This window comes from Pauljensenia sp. 20925_1_25 (assembly GCF_041433955.1).
Classification (GTDB): domain Bacteria; phylum Actinomycetota; class Actinomycetes; order Actinomycetales; family Actinomycetaceae; genus Pauljensenia.
This window is the reverse complement of record NZ_JAPWCL010000001.1, coordinates 1-19,156: the sequence shown is the minus strand read 5'-3', so window position 1 is coordinate 19,156 and position 19,156 is coordinate 1. Positions and strand designations below refer to the sequence as shown.

Below are 19,156 nucleotides of genomic sequence, written 5' to 3'. Positions count from 1 at the left end.
CAAGCGAGGAGACCAGATGACACAGTCCATCCCCCACGTGCTCGCAATCGGCGAAGCCCTCATCGATGTCATGATCACGCACGATCAGCCGGAGTTCCCCGTGGAAATCCCGGGTGGATCCCCTGCGAACGTCGCGCTGACCCTCGGGCGGCTCGGACGGCCAGTTGAGCTGGCGACGTGGATCGGTTCGGACGCGCGTGGACGCCTCATTGAGTTCCATATGGCCGATTCGGGCGTGCTCATCACCGACGCCTCGCGCGGCGCTTCGCACACGTCGTCCGCGTTGGCACACCTGGACGCAAACGGTGCGGCCTCCTACACCTTCGACTTGGAGTGGGCACCCACCGCCCCCATTGAGGTTCCCGAGACAGCTCAGATCCTCGAGGCCGGTTCCATTTCGGCGATCATTGAACCGGGCGCGTCGGCTGTCCTGGATGCGCTGGAGCGCGGACGCGAGCATGCACTCGTGTGCTTCGACCCGAACGCGCGCCCTTCGATCATGGGTGATCCCGAGACGGCACTCGCCTCGATTGAGCGTTTCATCGCTCTGTCCGACATCGTCAAGGTGTCGGACGAAGACATCGACTGGCTGACGGGCGGGGCTGCCATCGACGAGGTCGTGGAACGTTGGCTGGGCTTGGGTCCGTCGCTCGTGGTCGTCACGCGCGGCAAGCACGGTTGCCTGGTTGCCACGGCCTCGGGCCTGCGTTTCACGAAGACGCCGGGCGACGTCAAGGTCGTCGACACGGTCGGGGCGGGCGATTCCTTCATGGGCGGCATGATTGACGCTCTGTGGGGCATGGGACTGCGTGGCACAGGCGCACGCGAGGCACTGCGCGTCCTCCCGGAGGAACAGGTGCGCGCCATCATCGACCGCGCCAGCGCCGTGTCCGACGTGACCGTGTCACGCAGCGGCGCGAATCCACCCTGGGCGCACGAACTCGCCTGAGCAGACCCCGTCTGGCACCTCCAGATTCACCAACGAGGCCGGGTCCCGTGATGGGATCCCGGCCTCGTTCGTTGGTGGGCGCGGCTACTTGCCCATGCGGCGCTCACGCTGGGCGTAGGAGCGCAAGGCGCGCAGGAAGTCGACGCGACGGAAGTCCGGCCAGTAGACCTCGCAGAAGTAGTATTCGGAGTGCACGGACTGCCACAGCATGAAGCCCGACAGGCGCTGTTCGCCCGAGGTTCGGATGACGAGGTCGGGGTCGGGCTGGTCCTTCGTGTACACGTGGGCGGTGATGTCCGCGTCGGTGAAGGAGTCGGCGAGTTCATCGAGGGTGAGTCCCTTTGCCGCGGCCTCGCGCATCATGGAGCGCACGGCCTCGGTAATCTCGTGGCGGCCACCGTAGCCGACCGCGACGTTGACGGTCATACCCTGCACGCTTGCGGTGCGCGCGACGGACGCACGCAGATCCTCACTCACCTGCTCAGGCAGCAGAGCTAGGTCACCAACGACGGCCAGCTTCCAACGCCCCTGGTCCGCCAGGAGGGAGACGGCCTCGCAGATGATGCGCAGCAGCTCACCCAGCTCGCCCTCGTCGCGCGCCAGGTTGTCGGTAGACAGAAGCCACAGCGTGACGATGGAGACCCCAGCGTCCTCGGACCAATCGAGAAACTCGGCGATCTTGCCGGCTCCCGCGCGGTGTCCCTGCGAGGCGGTTGCCCCCAGCGACTTCGCCCAGCGCCGATTTCCATCCAGGATGACGCCGATGTGTTTGGGGACTGCTGCATCGGACAGCTCGGCTTTGAGGCGACGCTCGTACATGTCGTAGAGCATGTTCCACTGGCCCATGTCGTCTCTCCTTCGTGTCGCACAGGCCGAAGCGGCCTACTCTTATGACAGTAAGGGTATCGCGCCGTTCGTCACAGGGAAACAGAAATACTCTCGCAGTGCGAGAACATGCCGAACCCCGGAATTTACGCCGTAGTAACCTACGGTAGCGTAAGAAATTGATGAGGTGAAGAGATGAAGATCGCATCGCTCACGCCCAAGCAGTGGGCGTCCGGACAGCTCGTCCAAATCAAGCCGAAGCTGCGCGGCTGGCTCCACCTGGCAGCCGCCCCCCTGTCGCTGGCCGCATCCATCGTGCTCGTGTGTCTGGCCCCCACGACCCCGACCAAAATCGGGTCGGCCGTCTATCTGGCATGCTCCCTCATTCTCTTCGGCGTCTCCGCGACCTACCACCGCTTCTACTGGGCCCCACGCTGGGAGATCATGTGGAAGCGGCTGGATCACTCCAACATCTTCCTACTCATCGCGGGCACTTACACGCCGCTGACCATCGCGCTCCTCAGCCGCTCCGACACCACAATCCTCCTGTCCGTCGTCTGGGGAGGCGCGATCATCGGCATCCTCCTCAACCTCTTCTGGCCCACTGCACCGCGCTGGCTCAGCACCCTCGTGTATGTCGCCCTCGGCTGGGTCGCCGTCTGGTACCTGCCTCAGCTGTGGGCAGGAGGCGGCCCCGCCATCGTGTGGCTCATTGTCGCGGGCGGTGTCCTCTACACGCTGGGAGCTGTCGTCTACGGCGCGAAGAAACCCGACCCCTCCCCCACCTGGTTCGGCTTCCACGAGATCTTCCACGCCTTCACCGTCGCCGCGTGGGCCTGCCACTGCATCGCCGTCTACCTGGCAGTCCTAGGTTCCTAACGCGACGACCGCGCACGCCGACCACGTCGTCGTGCACATTGTTGCTACACTCAACACCGTGCGCGCCGACACCCACGTGTCGGCGCTCAATCGACTGACACACGTCAATGGAGGAACCATGGCCGACACTCAATGGCTTACGCAGGCCCAGTACGACCTGCTCGCGTACGAGCTCAAGGAACGCATCGAGGTCAAGCGAGTCGAGATCGCACGCCTCATCGATGCAGCCCGCCAGGAAGGCGACCTGCGCGAGAACGGCGGCTACCACGCCGCGCGCAACGAGCAGTCCATGAACGAGACGCGCATCCAGGTCCTCCAGGAGATGCTCGAGCACGCCGAGGTTGGCGACACCCCCGCCGACGACGGCATCGTCGAACCCGGAATGGTTGTCACCGCCATCGTCGCCGGTCGCGAGCAGACGTTCCTGCTCGGCTCTCGCGACGCCGGAGGCGACCTGGGCATTCAGGTCTTCTCCGCGCAGGCACCCCTCGGTGCCGCCGTCATCGGTCACAAGGCAGGCGACAAGCTTTCCTTCGAGGCCCCCACCGGCCGCATGATCGACGTCGAGATCCTCGACGCCAAGCCTTTCGAAGGCTGAGCCTGCGCGCAGCGTTCGCGCTGCCGCGTGCTACATACGCAGCGAGTGGGTCCCACCATCAGGTGGGACCCACTCGCGTCTACGTATTCGAAGGGGAGGATCAGGCCTCCACGTGGGGCGTCGGGGGTTCGCCCGACTTCTCCCCCGCAGATTCGGCAACCGCACCTGAGGGGGCGGGCGCCTCCCGCTCCACGCGAACCTCGGCGTGAGCATCCACGGATGCCACGACCTCGTCCCCATCGGCCTCGAGGACCGACGTGTAGGGACGCGTATCAGGCTTACCAGCATACGTCGCGGCGATCTGCTTCTCGAGCGTTCCCGGGGGGCCTCCCGGCCGGTCCTGCGCCGTGGCCAACTCAGGCATTGGGTCGTAGCCGTGCAGGTACATGACCGTCGCGTTAATGAAGGCCGCAATCGGCACGGAGAAGACCGCACCCGCAATGCCCGCGATCGCTGATCCCGCGGTAATAACCAGCATGACGGCCACGGGATGCAGGGACACCGCGTTCGACATCATAAAGGGCTGCAAGATGTTGGACTCGATCTGCTGGACGACCAGAATGATGATCAGCATGATGATCGCCTTCGACAGACCGCCGTTCAGCGCAGCAACCATCACCGCGATGACACCCGAGGTCAAGGCACCCAGAATCGGCACGAATGCCGCGAAGAACGTGATAACACCAATCGGGATGGCGAGCGGCACACCCAGGAAGAACGCGCCCAGTGCAATGCCGACCGCGTCGATGGCCGCCACCTGAATCTGCGTACGAACGTAGGAGCCGAAGGTCGCCCAACCGCGGATCGCGCTCTCGTGGACGGGAACGCGCGCGGGAGCGGGCAGCAGGCGCACGCACCACAGCCAGATCGAGCGCCCTTCCTTCAGGAAGAAGAACAGACAGAAAAGCATCGTCAGGCCGGAGGTGGCCAGCGTGCCCACCGACGACGTGATGTTGAGAGCACCGGTCGCCAGCGTCTCCTTGTTCGTGTTGAGCCAGTTCATCACCTCACTGCGCATCTGATCGGCCGCCTGGTTCAGCACCGTCGTGTCGATTTTGAGCGGGCCGTTCTTCAGGTAGTCGTTGGTCGAGATCATCTGGATGAGGGTGCCAAAGCCCTCCGCAGCCTGCACGGCCAGCTGCGGGACCTGCTGGATGAGCTCGGCGGCTGCCTGACTCAGCGCCCCGGCAACGGCGAAGAAGAAAACGAGGAGGCCGACGGCTGCGGCCAGGGACGAGGGGAAGTGCAGCTTGCGCCGCATCCATGAAACGAGGGGTTCGAGCAGCACGGCGAGAGTCAAGGCAATCGCGACCGGCATGATGACGAGCGTGAGCCCGGCGGCGGCCCACAGGAAAGCGGTGACCAGCCCGACGACGACGAGCGTGCGCCACGAGAAGGCCGCGGCTACGCGCAGGGTACGTGGCACCAGGGCGGAGGCGTCAAGTTCATCGTGGTTTTCCTCGCGCACCGAGAGAACCACGGGGGCGGGAGTGTGCATCTCGCCAGAGAATGCTCCTCTTCCGGCGTTCTTCGCGGGTAGCGCTGCGTTCAGCCGTCCCATTAGGCCCGACAGATTCCAGCGCGGTCGTTTAGGTGCTGTAGCCACTGGTTCTCCTTTTCTCACGCCCCAAGACTACCCGCGCCTGTCACTTTTTCCCGTCTTTACGCGCTCATCGGGCGCATGTGGGGGTGGCGGTGGTCAAATGTGAGACATGGATACTTTCTTTCGTTTGGCACAGACGGGGGTCCGTTCCTCCGTACATGCCGTGTTTGGTACGCCTCTCATTGACGAGGCCGGGGCCAGCCAGGAGGTTATCTTCCTGGCCGGGGGGTGCTTCTGGGGTGTCGAAAAGGCACTGTGGAATGCGCCCGGTGTTGTCTCGACGGCGGTGGGCTACATGGGCGGGCACTCCCCCGATCCGTCCTACCGGCAGGTGTGTTCGCATTCGACGGGCCACGCGGAGACGGTGCGCGTCGTCTTCGATACGTCGGCGACCAGCGCGGTCGACCTGATCCGTCTCTTCTTCGAGATTCACGACCCCACGCAGGTGGGTGGCCAGGGCAACGACATCGGCGACCAGTATCGCTCGCAGATCTGGACGACCACACCCGACCAGCTGCGCATCGGGCAGGCCCTGCGCGAGGCCTACCAGGAGGTCCTCTCCGCACGCGGCTTCGGCCCGATCCAGACGGTGATATCTCCGGCTCCCTCGCCCGAGTCGAATGCCCGCTTCTGGCTCGCCGAGGAGTACCACCAGCAGTACCTGGCGAAGAATCCTGGCGGCTATGAGTGCCACGCTCGCACCGGGGTTGCCTGCCCGGCGCTTCCCCACGAGTAATTGGAGGACGCCTCACGCACGCGGGGCGGGCCAGCACACCAGTGCTGGCCCGCCCCGTTTGTCAACTGCGATTAGTTCACGCCGAGGATGTCCGTGACGAACACGAGGGTTGCGCCGCCGGGGATGCCGGCCTGCGGGACGCCGCGCGCGCCGTAGCCAAGCTCAGCGGGGATGGACAGCAGGACGCGGTCACCCACGCGCTTGCCGACCAGGCCCTCGTCCCAGCCGGGGATGACCATACCCACGCCGATCTGGAAGGACAGGGCACCGCCGCGATCAAAGGAGTTGTCGAAGTCGGTGGCGGAGCCGAAGACCGCGCCGTAGTAGTGGCAGGTGATCGTGTCGCCGGCCTCGACCACCTGGCCGTCGCCCGCGCGCAGGACCTCGACGACGAGTTCGTCGGAAGGGGTACCCTCGAAGGCGAGGGCGGGCTTGCGGCCGAATTCGCCGGTGACAGAAATGTTCTCCATGGTGTCTTTCCTTGTTGGGGTAGGGGTCGCTGAGAGGGATGGCCGTCAGTCGCGGCGCATGAAGTAGGACAGGAGCTTGAGGATCTCGAGGTAGATCCAGATGACGTCCGTCATGATCGCGAAGGTGCACAGCCACGAGTACTTGACGGGCACACCGGTGTTCACGCCGACCTTGACGGCGTCGAAGTCGCGCACGAGGCACAGGACGCCGATGATAATCGCGATCACGCCGATGATGACGCCAAGCGGAATGAAGCCGAACACCTTGTAGTTGTTGACGGCCGTCATGTCGACCGCGCCCGAACGGGACAGGATGAGGCTGATCATGTAGTAGAAGAAGAACGAGATCGAGCCGATGGTCGCAATGCGGGTAACCGCGCCCGAGTTGCGGATAAAGCCGAAGCTGAAGGCCCCCAGCGTCACGCCAATGACGACGAGGGTCGCCAGGACCGCGGTCACCACGATGCCCGGGTACACGATCTCAAAGAAGCAGGACAGCGCACCAAGCACCACGCCCTCAATGAGCGAGTAGGCAATGATTGCGCCGGGGCGCACCTTCTTCGAGAACTGGACGAACAGGCCGAGGCCGAGGGTCACGAGGCAGCCGACGGACATGCTGGCCACCGCGATGGAGGGCGACGCGAGACCCATCATCCAGCCGACGGTCGCACCTGCCAGGAGCAGGCCGAAGCAGATGAGGGACTTGACCACGACATCGTCGTAGGTCATGCGGCCGCGATCCACTGCATCGGCGGCGGGAGCGGTCATCATCGCCTCATAGGAGGCCATCGGATCACCGTATGCTCCCTGCTGCTGGCCGTAGGCCTGCGGATCGCCGTAACCGGTCGGCTGACCGTACGCCGGAGCCTGCTGGGCCGCGTACGGGTTCGTCTGTCCGGCGTACGGGTTGGGAGCCTGCTGCGAGGCGGGCTGGTAGCCGGGCATGGTCGGGTATCCGGCGGGGGTTGTCTGCTGGGTGGACCAGTCTTTGACGATTGAGTTCATCACCGGGTTGGCCATATTTCCTCCTTGTTCAGTGACGTATTGCCTCAAGTCTCGCACGGAGGCACGCGCGGAGGGAAACGTACCGTTATGCGTACAACGAAACTGGCCTCCGTCTGTGGCGCGCGCACGCGCAAGGAGCCACGGCCTCGTCCATGAGGCGCACGTGACAGTACCCCCGGTGGGACTCGAACCCACAACACACCGATTTTAAGTCGGTTGCCTCTGCCAATTGGGCTACGGGGGCGGGACGCTACCAGCCTACGGGAGGCTGGCACGCGCATCAAGCCTGGTCGACCATCGCCATCGCGATACCGTCGAGGATGTCGTGCTCGGAGGTGATGATGTCGCTGATGGGGTGCCCGGCCGCCTCCGCGCGCGCGAGGACGCGGGTCACGATCCGACTCCAGATGAGCGCGCCGGCGGCGATGACGTCCTCGCGGCCCTCGGGCATGAAGCCCAGGGATGCCTTGACGGAGGTCGGTTGGTCGACCATGAAGCGCACGGCCTGGTCGAACTGGGCGGCGCTCAGGCGGGCACCGTGAATGCGCTCGGGCTGGTAGGAGGTCAGGCCCAGGGCCTGCGCGGTCAGCGTCGTGACGGTCCCGGCGACCCCGACGAGGGAGCGCACGCGCGCAAGGTCCACTGCCTTCTCGGCACCGTCCAGCTGCTCGTCGATCCATGCGATCGCGCGGGCCTGGTCCTCAGCGGGCACTCCTCCGGACGGATCCACGCGGGCGAAAAACTTCTCCGTGACGCGCACGGCGCCCATGTCGATGGAGATCGCCTGCTTGACGCTCGTCGACCCCAGCACCAGCTCGGTCGAGCCGCCGCCGATATCGACAACCAGCATGGGGGTGCGCACGCTGCCCCCCAGCCCGCCGACGGCACCGCGGAAGGACAGCGAGGCCTCCTCCGTGCCGACGATAACCTCGGGTTCGACGCCGATGACCGCCTTGATCTGGCGGACGAATTCGGCGCTGTTGGAGGCATCGCGCGTCGCCGACGTCGCAACGAAGCGGGTGCGCGTCGCGCCGAGCTTCTCGATCATCCGCTGATATTCGATGGTGGCTTCCACGGTGCGCGAAATCGCTCCCGGGTCCAGGTAGCCGCGTGCGTCCACCCCCTTGCCCAGGCGCACGATACGCATCTGGCGCGTCAGATCGGCAAGGCGGGTGCGACCGTCCTCGCCGACGGTAGCGTCGGCGACGAGCAGTCGGATTGAGTTTGTTCCACAGTCAATGGCAGCTACGCGGGTCATCGCTTCGTTTCTCGTGTGTGTCGTCCCGGACGAGGCCGGGGCTAGCTTCGGTGGGCGCGGTCAGCAGGAGCAGCGCGCGGTCGAAAAGAGACCGCGTTCCTCCAGCATTGCGAGTGCCCGGTCTCCGATGGGGTTCACGCCGGGACCCGCGGCCAGGGAATGGCCAACGAGGGCGTGCAGGCACTTGACGCGCGTGGGCATACCGCCGGCGCTGACGCCGGAAATCTCGGGGACGTCGCCCAAGGTCAGGCGCGCGTCGATGTAGGCCTGGTGGGCGCGCGCGTAAGCAGCTCGCAGCTCCTCGTCGGCGGCGAGTTCCTCGTTGAGGGTTTCCATGACGTGCTCGGCCTCAAGCGTCGAGGCACCCTTGACGGCGGCCGGGTGGGTCAGGTAGTAGGTCGTGGGAAACGGAGTCCCGTCGGGCAGGCGCGGAGCCGTTGCGACGACCGTGGGACGCCCGCACACGCAGCGCGCGGCGATACCGACGACGCCTCGGGGCACGCGGCCCAGCTGGTCGCGCAGGACCTCAAGGTCCGCTTCGGTGGCGTCCGTGGTGTTAACGAGGCTCATTCTTCGCTTTCTTCGCCGGTGGTGTTCTCCTGTCCCGACTCGCTGGTATCAGCAGACGGGATGGGATTCGAGGTGGGCGGCTGGTCCGCCTTCCCCACTAGGATAGCGACCTGCTGCACCCAGGGGCGTGCGGGTCCGGTGGGCGTCGCCGCAGCAGCCATGGCGGAGTCCTGATATTGCGGCCCCGGATCAACCACCGTGTATTGAGTTTCACCCGGACGCACGTATCCCAGGCGTTCGCGTGCCTGCGTCGAGATGTAGTCGGGATCGTTCCACAGGTCAAGCTGACGCTGCATGTCGGCGTTCTTCTTCTGCTGCTCAGCGACCTGTGACTTGATCTGCGCGAGTTCGCGCTCCTGCTGCCACCACTGGAAGAGGCTGGGCACGAGCATAACTGAGAGGATCGCCGCGACGACCATGACGACGACAAGCCGCGTGGACACGTCCAAGCCGCCGATCGACAGGATGTTGCCATTCTCGCGCGGCGTCCGCTTCGCACCGCGTTCACGAGTGCGTGCGGCCAGTCGCTCACGGGCCGAGGACGCGGTTGCCTTCGCGGAATCGGACTGAGTACGCCCGGCTTTCTTGCGATCCGCTGTGCTGGCTTTCTTCTTTCCCCGCGCCGAGGCCTCGTCTTTCTTTGCGGCCTGTGCGGCAGCCCGGCGCTGACGTGACTTTTCCGCGTTGATCTCGCGCGTCGAACGCGCCCCGTCAGAGGAGGACGCGCGACGACGCGGGGATGGGCGGGAGGAGGGACGACGACTAGCCATTCTTCTATCGTGCCCTATCGGGGCGATTTTGGCCTGGTTCCACGCCGTGAAAAAACTCCGCGCGGATCCTTGCGGACCCGCGCGGAGCTATGCGGCTAGTTGCCTAGGCTCACTTGAAGCGAGGGAAGGCAGAGCGGCCGGCGTAGACGGCGGCCTCGCCCAGCTGCTCCTCGATGCGCAGCAGCTGGTTGTACTTGGCGACGCGCTCGGAGCGAGCGGGAGCACCGGTCTTGATCTGGCCGGAGTTGGTGGCGACGGCCAGGTCGGCGATGGTGGTGTCCTCGGTCTCGCCGGAGCGGTGCGAGGTCATCGAACGGTAGCCGTTGCGGTGCGCTTCCTCGACGGCGTCGAGGGTCTCGGTCAGCGAACCAATCTGGTTCACCTTCACGAGCAGCGCGTTTGCAGCACCCAGCTCAATGCCCTTCTTCAGGCGGGCGGGATTGGTAACGAACAGGTCGTCGCCGACCAGCTGGACGCGGCCACCGATCTCGGCGGTCAAGGCCTTCCAGGCATCCCACTCGTCCTCATCCAGCGGATCCTCGATGGAAACCAGCGGGTAGTTCGAGATGAGCTTCTCGTAGTACTCAACCATGTACTCGGTCGAGCGGCCTTCACCCTCGAACTGGTACAGGCCGTCCTTGAAGAACTCGGAGGAGGCGACGTCCAGGGCCAGGGCAACGTCCTCGCCCGGCTTGAAGCCAGCCTTCTCGATCGCGGAAACGATCAGGTCGAGGGCCTCAGCGTTGGAGTCCAGGTTGGGGGCGAAACCGCCCTCGTCGCCCAGACCGGTGGACAGACCGCGGTCCTTCACGACGCCCTTGAGCGTGTGGTAGACCTCGGCACCCCAGCGCAGGGCCTCACGGAAGGAGGGAGCGCCGAGGGGGGCGATCATGAACTCCTGGATGTCAACGTTGGAGTCCGCGTGGGAGCCACCGTTGAGGATGTTCATCATGGGGACGGGCAGGACGTGAGCGTTGGGGCCGCCCAGGTACTTGTACAGGGGCAGGTCCGCGTACTTCGCGGCGGCCTTGGCCACGGCGAGGGAGACGCCGAGGATGGCGTTCGCGCCGAGCTTGCCCTTGTTGGGGGTGCCGTCCAGGTCGATCATGGCCTGGTCGATGTAGCGCTGATCGTCGGCTTCCTCGCCAATGAGCTCGGGGGCGATCTGCTCGACGACGGCGTCAACAGCGTCCTGGACGCCCTTGCCGAGGTAGCGGCCCTTGTCGCCATCGCGACGCTCGACGGCCTCGAACGCGCCGGTGGACGCGCCGGAGGGAACGGACGCGCGCGCAGCGGTGCCGTCCTCAAGGACGACCTCGACCTCAACGGTCGGGTTACCGCGCGAGTCGAGGATCTCGCGTGCACCAATGCCTTCAATAACTGCCACGTCATTCTCCAATCGATGTTGTTGCGTGGAAGCGGTCAGTACAACGGTAATACGGACCGCCATGTGTGGTCACCCCCGATGAGGCGACGTCTTATTGTTTGGAGCGAAACGCTCCTATGCGCGACGCCGGACAAGCGACATTAGTCCCCCGCCTACTGTGAGCGAACACTCACACGTGCGTCACTGCGTCTTAGGGCCATTCGTTCCCCCACCCATCAGCGAGGACACGTCGGGGTCCTTCGGAGCGGCGACTGCGTCTCCGTACAATGGGACCTCCGGGGTGTTGGTTCCGCCGAGGGAGGGCTGAACGAAGCGCGGGTTGAGGATGGCACCGGAGTTCTTCTGCGCCTCTGCCAGGGCGGCGGATGCGATCTTTCCAGCCGTCGGATCGACCTGAGCCTGCGCGTTGATAAGCTGACTGATCGTCTCAGATTCGAAGATGGCGCGGGTCGCACGCCCCATTGTGGCGGGCACAGTGCCTCCAGCCTGTGCGACATCCTGCGCGATCAGCGCGTCAACCTGTTCGTCGGTGACGGTAATGCCCACGCTGGCACCTGCGGCGGCCAGGGCTTCACTATTCATCAGACTCGTACGGATCCCATACTCGGTGTCCACCGACTTTGTGAGCTTCATGTCGAACAGCTCCTGGGCGGCTTCCTTGATGTCCGCGTTGGAGTATGTGACTCCCGACGAGGTGATGACGGCAGCGCCGGGATGGGTGGAGCACGCCCCCATTCCCAGTCCTGCGGCCACAATCAGGGCGGTGGATGCCAGCTGGCGTGTGTAGCGCACGAGCGTTCCTTCCTCAGATGTGTTGCGACGCAATAGGACCAGTGTATTCCACCACAGGCACTACTCGCCAAAAGGCACAAGGATCTTGGTCACCAGCGTCTCCACCCACTCCAGGAGCGGACCATCGGTGAGCGGGGACCCGCCGACGCGCGAGGTGAGCGGTAGGGGCACGAGGACCTGGCGGACAGCGGCCTTGATGACCGTGCCCGGATGCAGGCGTTTGAGGCGCATCACCTGGGAGTCGCGCAGCTCGACGGGCGAGACGCGCAGGTACTTGCCCTGAGTGACAATCTCCGTGATCCCCGCGCGGCGCACGGTCTCGCGCAGGCGTGCGACCGCGAAGAGCAGGTCGACCTGGGGAGGAATCGGGCCGTAGCGGTCGACGAGTTCCTCGCGCACGTCCTTCTCCTGCTCGGGGGTGGTCGTGGCCGCGATCTTGGCGTAGACCTCGAGGCGCAGGCGTTCGCCGCGTACGTAGCCCTCAGGAATGTGCGCATCCACCTGCAGGTCCATGCGCACGTCCGCCTTCTCCGCGGGTGCATCGCCACGGTAGGCGGCCACGGCGTCGGAGACCATGCGCACGTACAGGTCGAATCCGACGCCTTCGACATGGCCGGACTGGGCGCCTCCCAGGAGGTTACCGGCACCTCGGATCTCGAGGTCGCGCTGGGCCACGGCCAGGCCTGCGCCCAGCTCGGTGTTCGCCGCGATTGTTTTCAGGCGCTCGTGCGCGGTCTCGGTCAGAGCCTTATCACCCGGGTAGAAGAAGTACGCGTAGGCGCGTTCGCGGCCTCGTCCGACGCGCCCGCGCAGCTGGTGGAGCTGGGAGAGGCCGAAGGTGTCGGCGCGGTCAACGATGAGCGTGTTCGCGTTGGAGATGTCTAGGCCGGTTTCGACGATGGTCGTGCACACGAGGACGTCGAACTCATGGTTCCAGAAGTCCTGGATGACGGCCTCGAGCTGGTGTTCGTTCATCTTGCCGTGGGCGGTGCGCACGCGGGCCTCGGGGACCAGCTCGGAGATGTGGGCGGCGACCGAGGAGATCGAGTCGACGCGGTTGTGCACGTAGAACACCTGTCCATCGCGCAGCAGCTCACGCCGGATTGCGGCGCTGACCTGGGCATCCGTGTAGGCGCCGACGAAGGTCAGGACGGGCTGGCGTTCTTCGGGCGGGGTCTGGAGGATCGACATCTCGCGGATGCCGGAGATCGCCATCTCGAGGGTGCGTGGGATGGGGGTGGCGGACATGGATAGGACGTCCACGTCGGTGCGCAGGGCTTTGAGGGTTTCCTTGTGTTCGACGCCGAAGCGCTGTTCCTCGTCGATGATGACCAGGCCGAGCTTCTTGAAGGAGACGGTGCCGGTCAGCAGGGAGTGTGTGCCGATGACCAGGTCGATTTTGCCCGAGGCCAGCCCCGCCTTGACCTCTTCGGTCTCCTTCGGGGTAGAGAAGCGCGAGAGGGTGCCGATGTGCACGGGGAACCCGGCGTAGCGTTCGGCGAAGGTCTCCGCGTGCTGGGTGACCAGCAGGGTCGTGGGCACGAGGACCGCAACCTGGTAGCCGTCCTGGATGGCTTTAAAGGCGGCGCGCACGGCGATTTCGGTCTTTCCGTAGCCGACGTCGCCGGTGAGCAGGCGGTCCATGGGGACGGGTTTTTCCATGTCGGCCTTGACCTCGTCGATGGTGACGAGCTGGTCGGGTGTCTCGACGTAGGGGAAGGCGTCCTCGAGTTCGCGCTGCCAGGGCGTGTCGGGTCCGAAGGCGTGTCCCTTGGTCTGCTGGCGTACGGCGTACAGGCGGATGAGTTCCTTGGCGACCTCGTTGACGGCCTTCTTCGCGCGGGCCTTCGTCTTCGCCCAGTCAGCCCCGCCCATCTTGGTGAGGGAGGGTTCGTCGGATCCCGTGTACTTGGAGATCTGGTCGAGCGCGTCGGTGGGCACGAAGAGCCGGTCGGCGGGCTGGCCGCGCTTGGAGGGCGCGTACTCGATGACCAGGTAGTCGCGCGTGGAGGCCGCGTCCCCACGCCCGATTGTGCGGGAGACCAGCTCGATGAAACGCCCGATGCCGTGCTGGTCGTGGACGATGTAGTCACCGGGGTGCAGGGTCAGGGGGTCGACGCCCTTGCGCCTGCGCGAGGGCATGCGCCGCATGTCGCGCGTGGTGGCTCCGACGCGACCGGTCAGGTCTCCCTCGGTGAGGATCGCGAGTTTCAGGTGGGGCGCGACGAAGCCGACGCCGGCCTGCGCGGTCGTGATCGTGACGAGGCCGGGGTCTGGCTGCGCTTCCACGTTGTCCGCGAGCGCAGCCGGGCACGAGGCGTCGGTGAGGATGGATCGGATGCGTCGGCCGGGGCCGGGGCCTTCGGTGGTGACGACGATGCGCCAGCCGTCTCTGGCCAGGTCGGTGAGGTCGGCGGCGGCGCGGGCGAAGTCCCCGCGGTAGGGGTGCACGTCGCGGGCACCTACACGCATGAGGGTGGGCGAGACGACGACGGGGGCGGGGCCGTCCGCTGAGGGCGAGTCGGCCTCGTCGATGGCGGAGGCGAGGTCGGCGGGCGGCAGGTCGGTGAGTTCCCACCAGGGGCGCGTCCCACTCCCCCACAGGTCCCCCAGGTCGAGGAACGAGGCCTTGGAGGCCTCGAGGGGGGTGTCGGCTCCCCCGGCTGCGGCGCTCCACGCGGCGGCGAGGAACTCTTCGGTCGTGGCGACGAGGTCGGCGGCGCGAGCACGGATGCGTTCGGGGTCGGAGGCGAGGATCGGTGAGCCTGCGGGCAGCAGGTCGAGGAGGGAGTCCATGCCGGACACCAGGATGGGGGCCAGGGATTCGATGCCGGGGGCCGCGATTCCTTCGGCGGCGAGGCTGAGCATCTCGGCGGCACCGGGCAGGCGAGCGGCGGCCTCGCGGGCGCGGGCGCGCACGGCCTGGGTCAGGAGCAGTTCGCGGCAGGGCACGGCCCACACCCCGTCGGCGGCCTCGCCGAGGGTTCGCTGGTCGGAGACGGAGAAGGCGCGGATGTCGTCGACCTCGTCGCCCCACAGCTCGACGCGCAGTGGGTGGGGTTCCTGGGGTGGAAACACGTCGAGGATGCCGCCGCGCACGCTCATCTGGCCGCGTCCTTCGACCATGTCGACGCGCTCGTATCCGAGTTCAGCCAGTCGGTTCGTGACGTCCGTGAGGTCCAGGATATCGCCGGTGCGCACACGCACGGGTTCGAGGTCCGCCAGGCCGGAGATAATCGGCTGGAGGAACGCACGAATGGGGACGACGAGGACCGAGATCGGACCCGCGCTCTCGTCTCCGGCCACCGGGTGGACGAGGCGGCGCAGGACGGCGATGCGCCGGGCCATCGTGTCGACCTGGGGCGAGAGACGCTCGTGGGGCAGGGTCTCCCACGCGGGCAGCATCGCGACACCCGGGATCCACGAGGCCAGGGCGTTGGTCAGCGTCTCGGCGTCGCGCCCGGTGGCGGTGAGGACCACGAGCGGCGTTGCCGCGCGCGTGGCGACGGCCGCAAGGAGGGGTGGCCGGATACCGACGGGGGCGACGATTGTGCCCGAACGGCCCGCCTCGATGGAGTCGGTGGCCGTTTCGATCGCGGGATCGGTGGAGATGTCCGGGAGGAGTCCGGTAAGTAGCACGCGCTGCCTTTCGCGGTGAGGGTACGCGGTGGTGCCCAACGTGGGGCACCACCTTGTTCAGGACCCGGTGTGCAGGATCATCTGGGTGGGGGCAAAACCCTTGGTCACGATGTCTTCGACGACGTCAGCTGCCTGCTCGAAGGTCACGTCCCAGTCGGGGCGTTCCTTGGAGGGCAGGGCGGCCAGCACATAGTCAGCGGGATCCATGCGCCCCGGGGGACGCCCGACGCCGATGCGCAGGCGCGCGTAATCGCGGGTATGCAGGTGCTGGGTGAGGGACTTCAGGCCGTTGTGGCCGCCCTCTCCCCCGCCGACCTTCAGGCGCAGGGTGTGCGCGGGCAGGTCCATGTCGTCGTGAATGACGAGAATACGAGCCGGGGGGACCTTCAGGAAGGAGGCGAGCGCACTGATCGGGCCGCCCGAGGTGTTCATGTAGCTGTCCGAGCGCGCGAGAATCACGCGGGGGCCGGGCACGCCACCCGGGCCGATCCCGAGGCGCACGTCGGCGGTGTGCGTACGCGAGCGGTGCGATGTCAAGGTCGCACCGCCGCGCGCGGCCAGCACGTCGAGGGTCAAATACCCGACGTTGTGTCGAGTGGAGGCATACTGCGCGCCGGGGTTACCTAACCCGACGACGAGCCACGGTCCGTCAGTCGTCATACTCCGATTGTGCCACCCGCGCCGAGAGCATGTCCCACTGGGGGGCGTCCTCGACGACGGGGGCTGGCTCACGTCGGGACTCGGCCCAGGCGTCGGCGAAGAGCTGCGCCCACTTGGCGTAGGCAGCCGAATTGGGATGGAAGAAGTCCGCCGCGTGGTAGGCGAACGTGTACGTCGGCAGCGAGTATTCCTGGGTGAGAGAACGCAGGTCGACCAGGTGCGCGTCAGAGTCCTCGACAGCGGCGCGGATGCGGTCGGACATGTCCTGCGCGCGGCTCTCCTGCGGCATGATGCCAAACGACGGGATCGTGGAGACGAGGGCACCGGACGGCAGCGCAGCCAGGATCCGACGCAGACGCTCCTCGAACTGGCCGGGGGCCATATCCTCGGCCATCACGTCGTTACCACCGATAGTCAGCGTCACCAGGTCGGGGCGGTAGGGGCCGTCCAGCAGGCCCAAGCCGCGCATCTGCGGGAGCTGAGTGAGTTCCACGGACTCGATGGTGGCACCCGACAGGGACAGGTTGAGCAGCAGAACCTCGCGATCCATCTGCTGCGCAATCGCTGAGGCCAGGCGCGCCGGGTAGGACTCGGTGACGCGCGAGGCACCCATACCCTGCACGGAAGAATCGCCGAGGGAGACGATCAAGTAGGGGGACTCCCCCTCGGGGTGCTCGTCAAGCTGACGCAGGCGCTCAAGCGTGGCCAGATTGTGATTCTCCCAGGACCGGCGGTAGTCACCGCGCTGGGAATCGAGGCGCAGCAGACGCCCAATCGCCACACCGCCGCCGAAGAGACTCGCGCCGCCAGCCGCCGCGCCCGCCACCTGCCATGCTCGTTTGCCGATCCCCATGTTGCGTCCTTCCCGCGTTTTCGTTGCTTCCTCAAGTGTAACGAGGCCGGGGCCGGTGCTTCAAATGCTGAAGCACCGGCCCCTCGGATCGTCTCAGGATTCTTTAGCTCAGCCGCCCCGCTGGCACACCCGGCAGAGCCCGGATGAAGTGAGGAGACTGCCAACCACGCGCCTCATAGGCGTCCGCAACAGCCCGGGCCACGCCGAGCACAGCGTCCGCACTGACAAGCGCAATCGCACTGCCGCCAAAACCGCCGCCCGTCATACGAGCACCATACGCGCCCGCAGCTCGCGCCGCCTCCACGGCCACATCCAACTCCTCGCAGGACACCTCATAGTCATCACGCAGCGAGTCATGCGAATCATTCATGAGGGCACCCGCAACCGCCACGCGCACACCCTCCAACGGCCCCTCATCCAACAGCTCGATGAAGGCGCGCGTACGCGCAATCTCAGACACAACATGGCGGGTGCGCGCAGCCAAACGCTCACCACCCAACGCAGCCGAGGCCTCGTCCACATCCTCCACATCGACCAGCTGATCCACACCCAGGATCCGAGCCGACTCCTCACAATCCGCGCGGCGCGACCCGTACTGGCCATCCGCCAGCGAATGCTTGGCACGCGTGTCGATGACGAGAAGCTCGAGGCCGACCGCGCTCAGGTCGAAGGGAACCTGGCGTATCGACATATCGCGGCAGTCGAGGGCCAGCGCATGCCCCTCACGACAGCGCAGGGATGCCGTCTGATCCAGGCCACCCGTGTTCGCACCCGCCACCTGGTTTTCAGCGGCGCGGGCGGCATCCACGAGCACCTTGCGCCCCTCATCGTTCGGGGCCTCAACCGTGCCCGCCAGACCCAGCGAGCACACCTCATCGAGAGCAACCGCCGTCGCACACTCCAACGCGGCACTCGACGACAGACCAGCGCCCAGCGGCACACACGACCACAAGGCCGCATCAAAGCCGCGCAACGGCCCATACCCCGCCCGATCCAGCGTCCACGCCACACCCGCCAGATACGCCGTCCAATGGTTCGTCACCTCACCCGGCGTACCCTTCGGACCCAACGTATCCAAATCCAACACATCAACCGCCGCACGCGTCTGCGTCGACACAAGACGCACCATCCGATCCGAGCGCGGTGACAACGCAACAAACGCACGATGCGGCAACGCAATCGGCAGACACGGCCCCCCGTTATAATCCACATGCTCGCCAATAATGTTGACGCGACCAGGCGCACTCCACACGCCCCTCGGCTCATAGTCAAACGTTTCACGAAACAGAGCCGCAGCCTGCTCGGCACCCTCCTCCGGGGTAGCAGCATCGGCCCACACGAGAGCGGTCATCAGATCCTCCTTGGTCTCACTCACCACAAGGCTACGTGAACGCCCTCACAACCTTCAAGCGCTATCCAACCCCACCACACCGGTACAGTGGGAAGCCCACCCCGCGACACAGGCAGGCCACATGTTCCTCCCCCAACGACTCCCCGGCCAAGACTGGCTCGGCGTCGTCGTCGCCATCCCCGAACCCTGGGTCTCACACCTGACAGACCTGCGCCTACGCCTCGGAGACCTCGCCGGATCACGCATCCCCGCACACATCACCCTCATGCCACCCACACCCGTCGCCCGCGACGCACGCGCCGACGTCATCGACCACCTACGCGCCATCGCCGCCCGACACGCCCCCTTCCGCATCACCCTATCCGGCACCGACTCCTTCCGGCCAATCTCCAACGTCGCCTTCATGACCCTCACCGAAGGAGCGAACGCCTGCACCGACATCGCCGAGGAAATCCGCTCCGGCCCCCTCGACCACGAAGCACGCTTCCCCTACCACCCACACGTCACACTCGCCCAGGACGTCGACGACGTCGCCCTCGACCTCGCCCTCGACATCGGCGCAACCGTCGAAGCCTCCTGGATCGTCCCCGGCTTCCGCTTGGACCGCATCTACCCATCCGGGATCTATTCCTCAATCGCCCTCTTCGACTTCGACGCCTCCGGACGCTGAGTTCCTGCCTGCCTCGCTTCCGCGCGGCAGCTTCGCCACCACACTTCCGGGCGGCGCGAGGCCTGCCCGCCCGCTCGCCGTCCGCGCCACGAGCTTCGCTCGGCGCGTCGTCTCGAAGCCCGGCCAGGCCCCGCAGGCCTC

General features: G+C 66.1%; 18 protein-coding genes and 1 tRNA gene. 5 read left to right on the top strand and 14 right to left on the bottom strand.

The window, feature by feature from the left end; translation table 11 throughout:
- Positions 1 to 16 precede the first annotated feature (16 nt).
- Positions 17 to 949, top strand: coding sequence for a carbohydrate kinase (locus O3932_RS00095; RefSeq protein WP_371535360.1), 933 nt, complete (start codon positions 17 to 19; stop codon positions 947 to 949).
- Positions 950 to 1,033: 84 nt separating this feature from the next.
- Here the strand turns inward: O3932_RS00095 and O3932_RS00090 are convergent, their stop codons facing one another.
- On the bottom strand, positions 1,034 to 1,795 hold the full coding sequence (locus O3932_RS00090) for an isoprenyl transferase (protein WP_009648297.1): 762 nt from the start codon (positions 1,793 to 1,795) through the stop codon (positions 1,034 to 1,036).
- A gap of 174 nt (positions 1,796 to 1,969) precedes the next feature.
- Here O3932_RS00090 and O3932_RS00085 point away from each other — a divergent pair, with 174 nt between their 5' ends.
- Positions 1,970 to 2,653, top strand: coding sequence for a hemolysin III family protein (locus O3932_RS00085; RefSeq protein WP_371535359.1), 684 nt, complete (start codon positions 1,970 to 1,972; stop codon positions 2,651 to 2,653).
- 118 nt (positions 2,654 to 2,771) lie between these two features.
- On the top strand, positions 2,772 to 3,251 hold the full coding sequence (greA, locus tag O3932_RS00080; RefSeq protein WP_371535658.1) for a transcription elongation factor GreA: 480 nt from the start codon (positions 2,772 to 2,774) through the stop codon (positions 3,249 to 3,251).
- 100 nt (positions 3,252 to 3,351) lie between these two features.
- Here the strand turns inward: greA and O3932_RS00075 are convergent, their stop codons facing one another.
- A complete protein-coding gene (locus O3932_RS00075; RefSeq protein WP_371535655.1) occupies positions 3,352 to 4,812 on the bottom strand; it encodes an AI-2E family transporter in 1,461 nt (486 codons plus the stop codon).
- 151 nt (positions 4,813 to 4,963) lie between these two features.
- On the opposite strand from O3932_RS00075, the gene msrA reads away from it, so the two are divergent.
- Positions 4,964 to 5,590, top strand: a complete 627-nt coding sequence (gene msrA / locus O3932_RS00070; protein WP_371535358.1) for a peptide-methionine (S)-S-oxide reductase MsrA — start codon at positions 4,964 to 4,966, stop codon at positions 5,588 to 5,590.
- Positions 5,591 to 5,661: 71 nt separating this feature from the next.
- On the opposite strand, the gene O3932_RS00065 is transcribed toward msrA, so the two are convergent.
- From O3932_RS00065 to galK, 12 genes are all read right to left on the bottom strand, one after another.
- Positions 5,662 to 6,060: an FKBP-type peptidyl-prolyl cis-trans isomerase gene (locus O3932_RS00065; RefSeq protein ID WP_009649224.1), complete on the bottom strand. Its 399-nt coding sequence runs from the start codon at positions 6,058 to 6,060 to the stop codon at positions 5,662 to 5,664.
- Between the two features lie 45 nt (positions 6,061 to 6,105).
- Positions 6,106 to 7,080, bottom strand: coding sequence for a Bax inhibitor-1/YccA family protein (locus O3932_RS00060; RefSeq protein ID WP_009649218.1), 975 nt, complete (start codon positions 7,078 to 7,080; stop codon positions 6,106 to 6,108).
- A gap of 155 nt (positions 7,081 to 7,235) precedes the next feature.
- Positions 7,236 to 7,309, bottom strand: a tRNA-Leu gene (locus tag O3932_RS00055).
- A gap of 36 nt (positions 7,310 to 7,345) precedes the next feature.
- Positions 7,346 to 8,323, bottom strand: coding sequence for a Ppx/GppA phosphatase family protein (locus O3932_RS00050; protein WP_009649228.1), 978 nt, complete (start codon positions 8,321 to 8,323; stop codon positions 7,346 to 7,348).
- A gap of 60 nt (positions 8,324 to 8,383) precedes the next feature.
- Positions 8,384 to 8,893: a DUF501 domain-containing protein gene (locus tag O3932_RS00045; RefSeq protein ID WP_009649213.1), complete on the bottom strand. Its 510-nt coding sequence runs from the start codon at positions 8,891 to 8,893 to the stop codon at positions 8,384 to 8,386.
- Entirely contained in the window at positions 8,890 to 9,663 is a 774-nt protein-coding gene (locus O3932_RS00040) for a septum formation initiator family protein (RefSeq protein ID WP_371535356.1), read from the bottom strand. The genes O3932_RS00045 and O3932_RS00040 overlap by 4 nt, the downstream gene beginning before the upstream one ends.
- Before the next feature lie 109 nt (positions 9,664 to 9,772).
- Positions 9,773 to 11,050, bottom strand: a complete 1,278-nt coding sequence (eno, locus tag O3932_RS00035; RefSeq protein ID WP_016460196.1) for a phosphopyruvate hydratase — start codon at positions 11,048 to 11,050, stop codon at positions 9,773 to 9,775.
- 180 nt (positions 11,051 to 11,230) lie between these two features.
- Entirely contained in the window at positions 11,231 to 11,842 is a 612-nt protein-coding gene (locus O3932_RS00030) for a hypothetical protein (protein ID WP_009649214.1), read from the bottom strand.
- A gap of 60 nt (positions 11,843 to 11,902) precedes the next feature.
- On the bottom strand, positions 11,903 to 15,481 hold the full coding sequence (gene mfd, locus O3932_RS00025) for a transcription-repair coupling factor (RefSeq protein WP_371535355.1): 3,579 nt from the start codon (positions 15,479 to 15,481) through the stop codon (positions 11,903 to 11,905).
- 57 nt (positions 15,482 to 15,538) lie between these two features.
- Positions 15,539 to 16,141, bottom strand: a complete 603-nt coding sequence (pth, locus tag O3932_RS00020) for an aminoacyl-tRNA hydrolase (protein ID WP_296505110.1) — start codon at positions 16,139 to 16,141, stop codon at positions 15,539 to 15,541.
- Positions 16,131 to 16,994 (bottom strand): SGNH/GDSL hydrolase family protein, encoded by an 864-nt coding sequence (locus O3932_RS00015; RefSeq protein ID WP_296505111.1) that lies wholly within the window; start codon positions 16,992 to 16,994, stop codon positions 16,131 to 16,133. Before O3932_RS00015 ends, pth begins: the two co-directional genes overlap by 11 nt.
- A gap of 103 nt (positions 16,995 to 17,097) precedes the next feature.
- A complete protein-coding gene (galK, locus tag O3932_RS00010) occupies positions 17,098 to 18,345 on the bottom strand; it encodes a galactokinase (protein ID WP_371535352.1) in 1,248 nt (415 codons plus the stop codon).
- Positions 18,346 to 18,466: 121 nt separating this feature from the next.
- Between galK and O3932_RS00005 the strand changes: the two genes are divergently transcribed.
- Entirely contained in the window at positions 18,467 to 19,015 is a 549-nt protein-coding gene (locus tag O3932_RS00005) for a 2'-5' RNA ligase family protein (RefSeq protein WP_009649229.1), read from the top strand.
- Positions 19,016 to 19,156 lie beyond the last annotated feature (141 nt).

Bases quoted from the DNA above. Each gene is read 5' to 3' on its own strand.
- greA (WP_371535658.1), top strand. From the start codon at position 2,772: ATGGCCGACACTCAATGGCTTACGCAGGCCCAGTACGACCTGCTCGCG.
- galK (WP_371535352.1), bottom strand. From the start codon at position 18,345: ATGACCGCTCTCGTGTGGGCCGATGCTGCTACCCCGGAGGAGGGTGCC.
- O3932_RS00015 (WP_296505111.1), bottom strand. From the start codon at position 16,994: ATGGGGATCGGCAAACGAGCATGGCAGGTGGCGGGCGCGGCGGCTGGC.
- O3932_RS00050 (WP_009649228.1), bottom strand. From the start codon at position 8,323: ATGACCCGCGTAGCTGCCATTGACTGTGGAACAAACTCAATCCGACTG.
- O3932_RS00045 (WP_009649213.1), bottom strand. From the start codon at position 8,893: ATGAGCCTCGTTAACACCACGGACGCCACCGAAGCGGACCTTGAGGTC.
- msrA (WP_371535358.1), top strand. From the start codon at position 4,964: ATGGATACTTTCTTTCGTTTGGCACAGACGGGGGTCCGTTCCTCCGTA.
- O3932_RS00065 (WP_009649224.1), bottom strand. From the start codon at position 6,060: ATGGAGAACATTTCTGTCACCGGCGAATTCGGCCGCAAGCCCGCCCTC.
- O3932_RS00085 (WP_371535359.1), top strand. From the start codon at position 1,970: ATGAAGATCGCATCGCTCACGCCCAAGCAGTGGGCGTCCGGACAGCTC.
- O3932_RS00060 (WP_009649218.1), bottom strand. From the start codon at position 7,080: ATGGCCAACCCGGTGATGAACTCAATCGTCAAAGACTGGTCCACCCAG.
- O3932_RS00005 (WP_009649229.1), top strand. From the start codon at position 18,467: ATGTTCCTCCCCCAACGACTCCCCGGCCAAGACTGGCTCGGCGTCGTC.
- O3932_RS00075 (WP_371535655.1), bottom strand. From the start codon at position 4,812: ATGGGACGGCTGAACGCAGCGCTACCCGCGAAGAACGCCGGAAGAGGA.
- O3932_RS00040 (WP_371535356.1), bottom strand. From the start codon at position 9,663: ATGGCTAGTCGTCGTCCCTCCTCCCGCCCATCCCCGCGTCGTCGCGCG.
- O3932_RS00090 (WP_009648297.1), bottom strand. From the start codon at position 1,795: ATGGGCCAGTGGAACATGCTCTACGACATGTACGAGCGTCGCCTCAAA.
- pth (WP_296505110.1), bottom strand. From the start codon at position 16,141: ATGACGACTGACGGACCGTGGCTCGTCGTCGGGTTAGGTAACCCCGGC.
- O3932_RS00095 (WP_371535360.1), top strand. From the start codon at position 17: ATGACACAGTCCATCCCCCACGTGCTCGCAATCGGCGAAGCCCTCATC.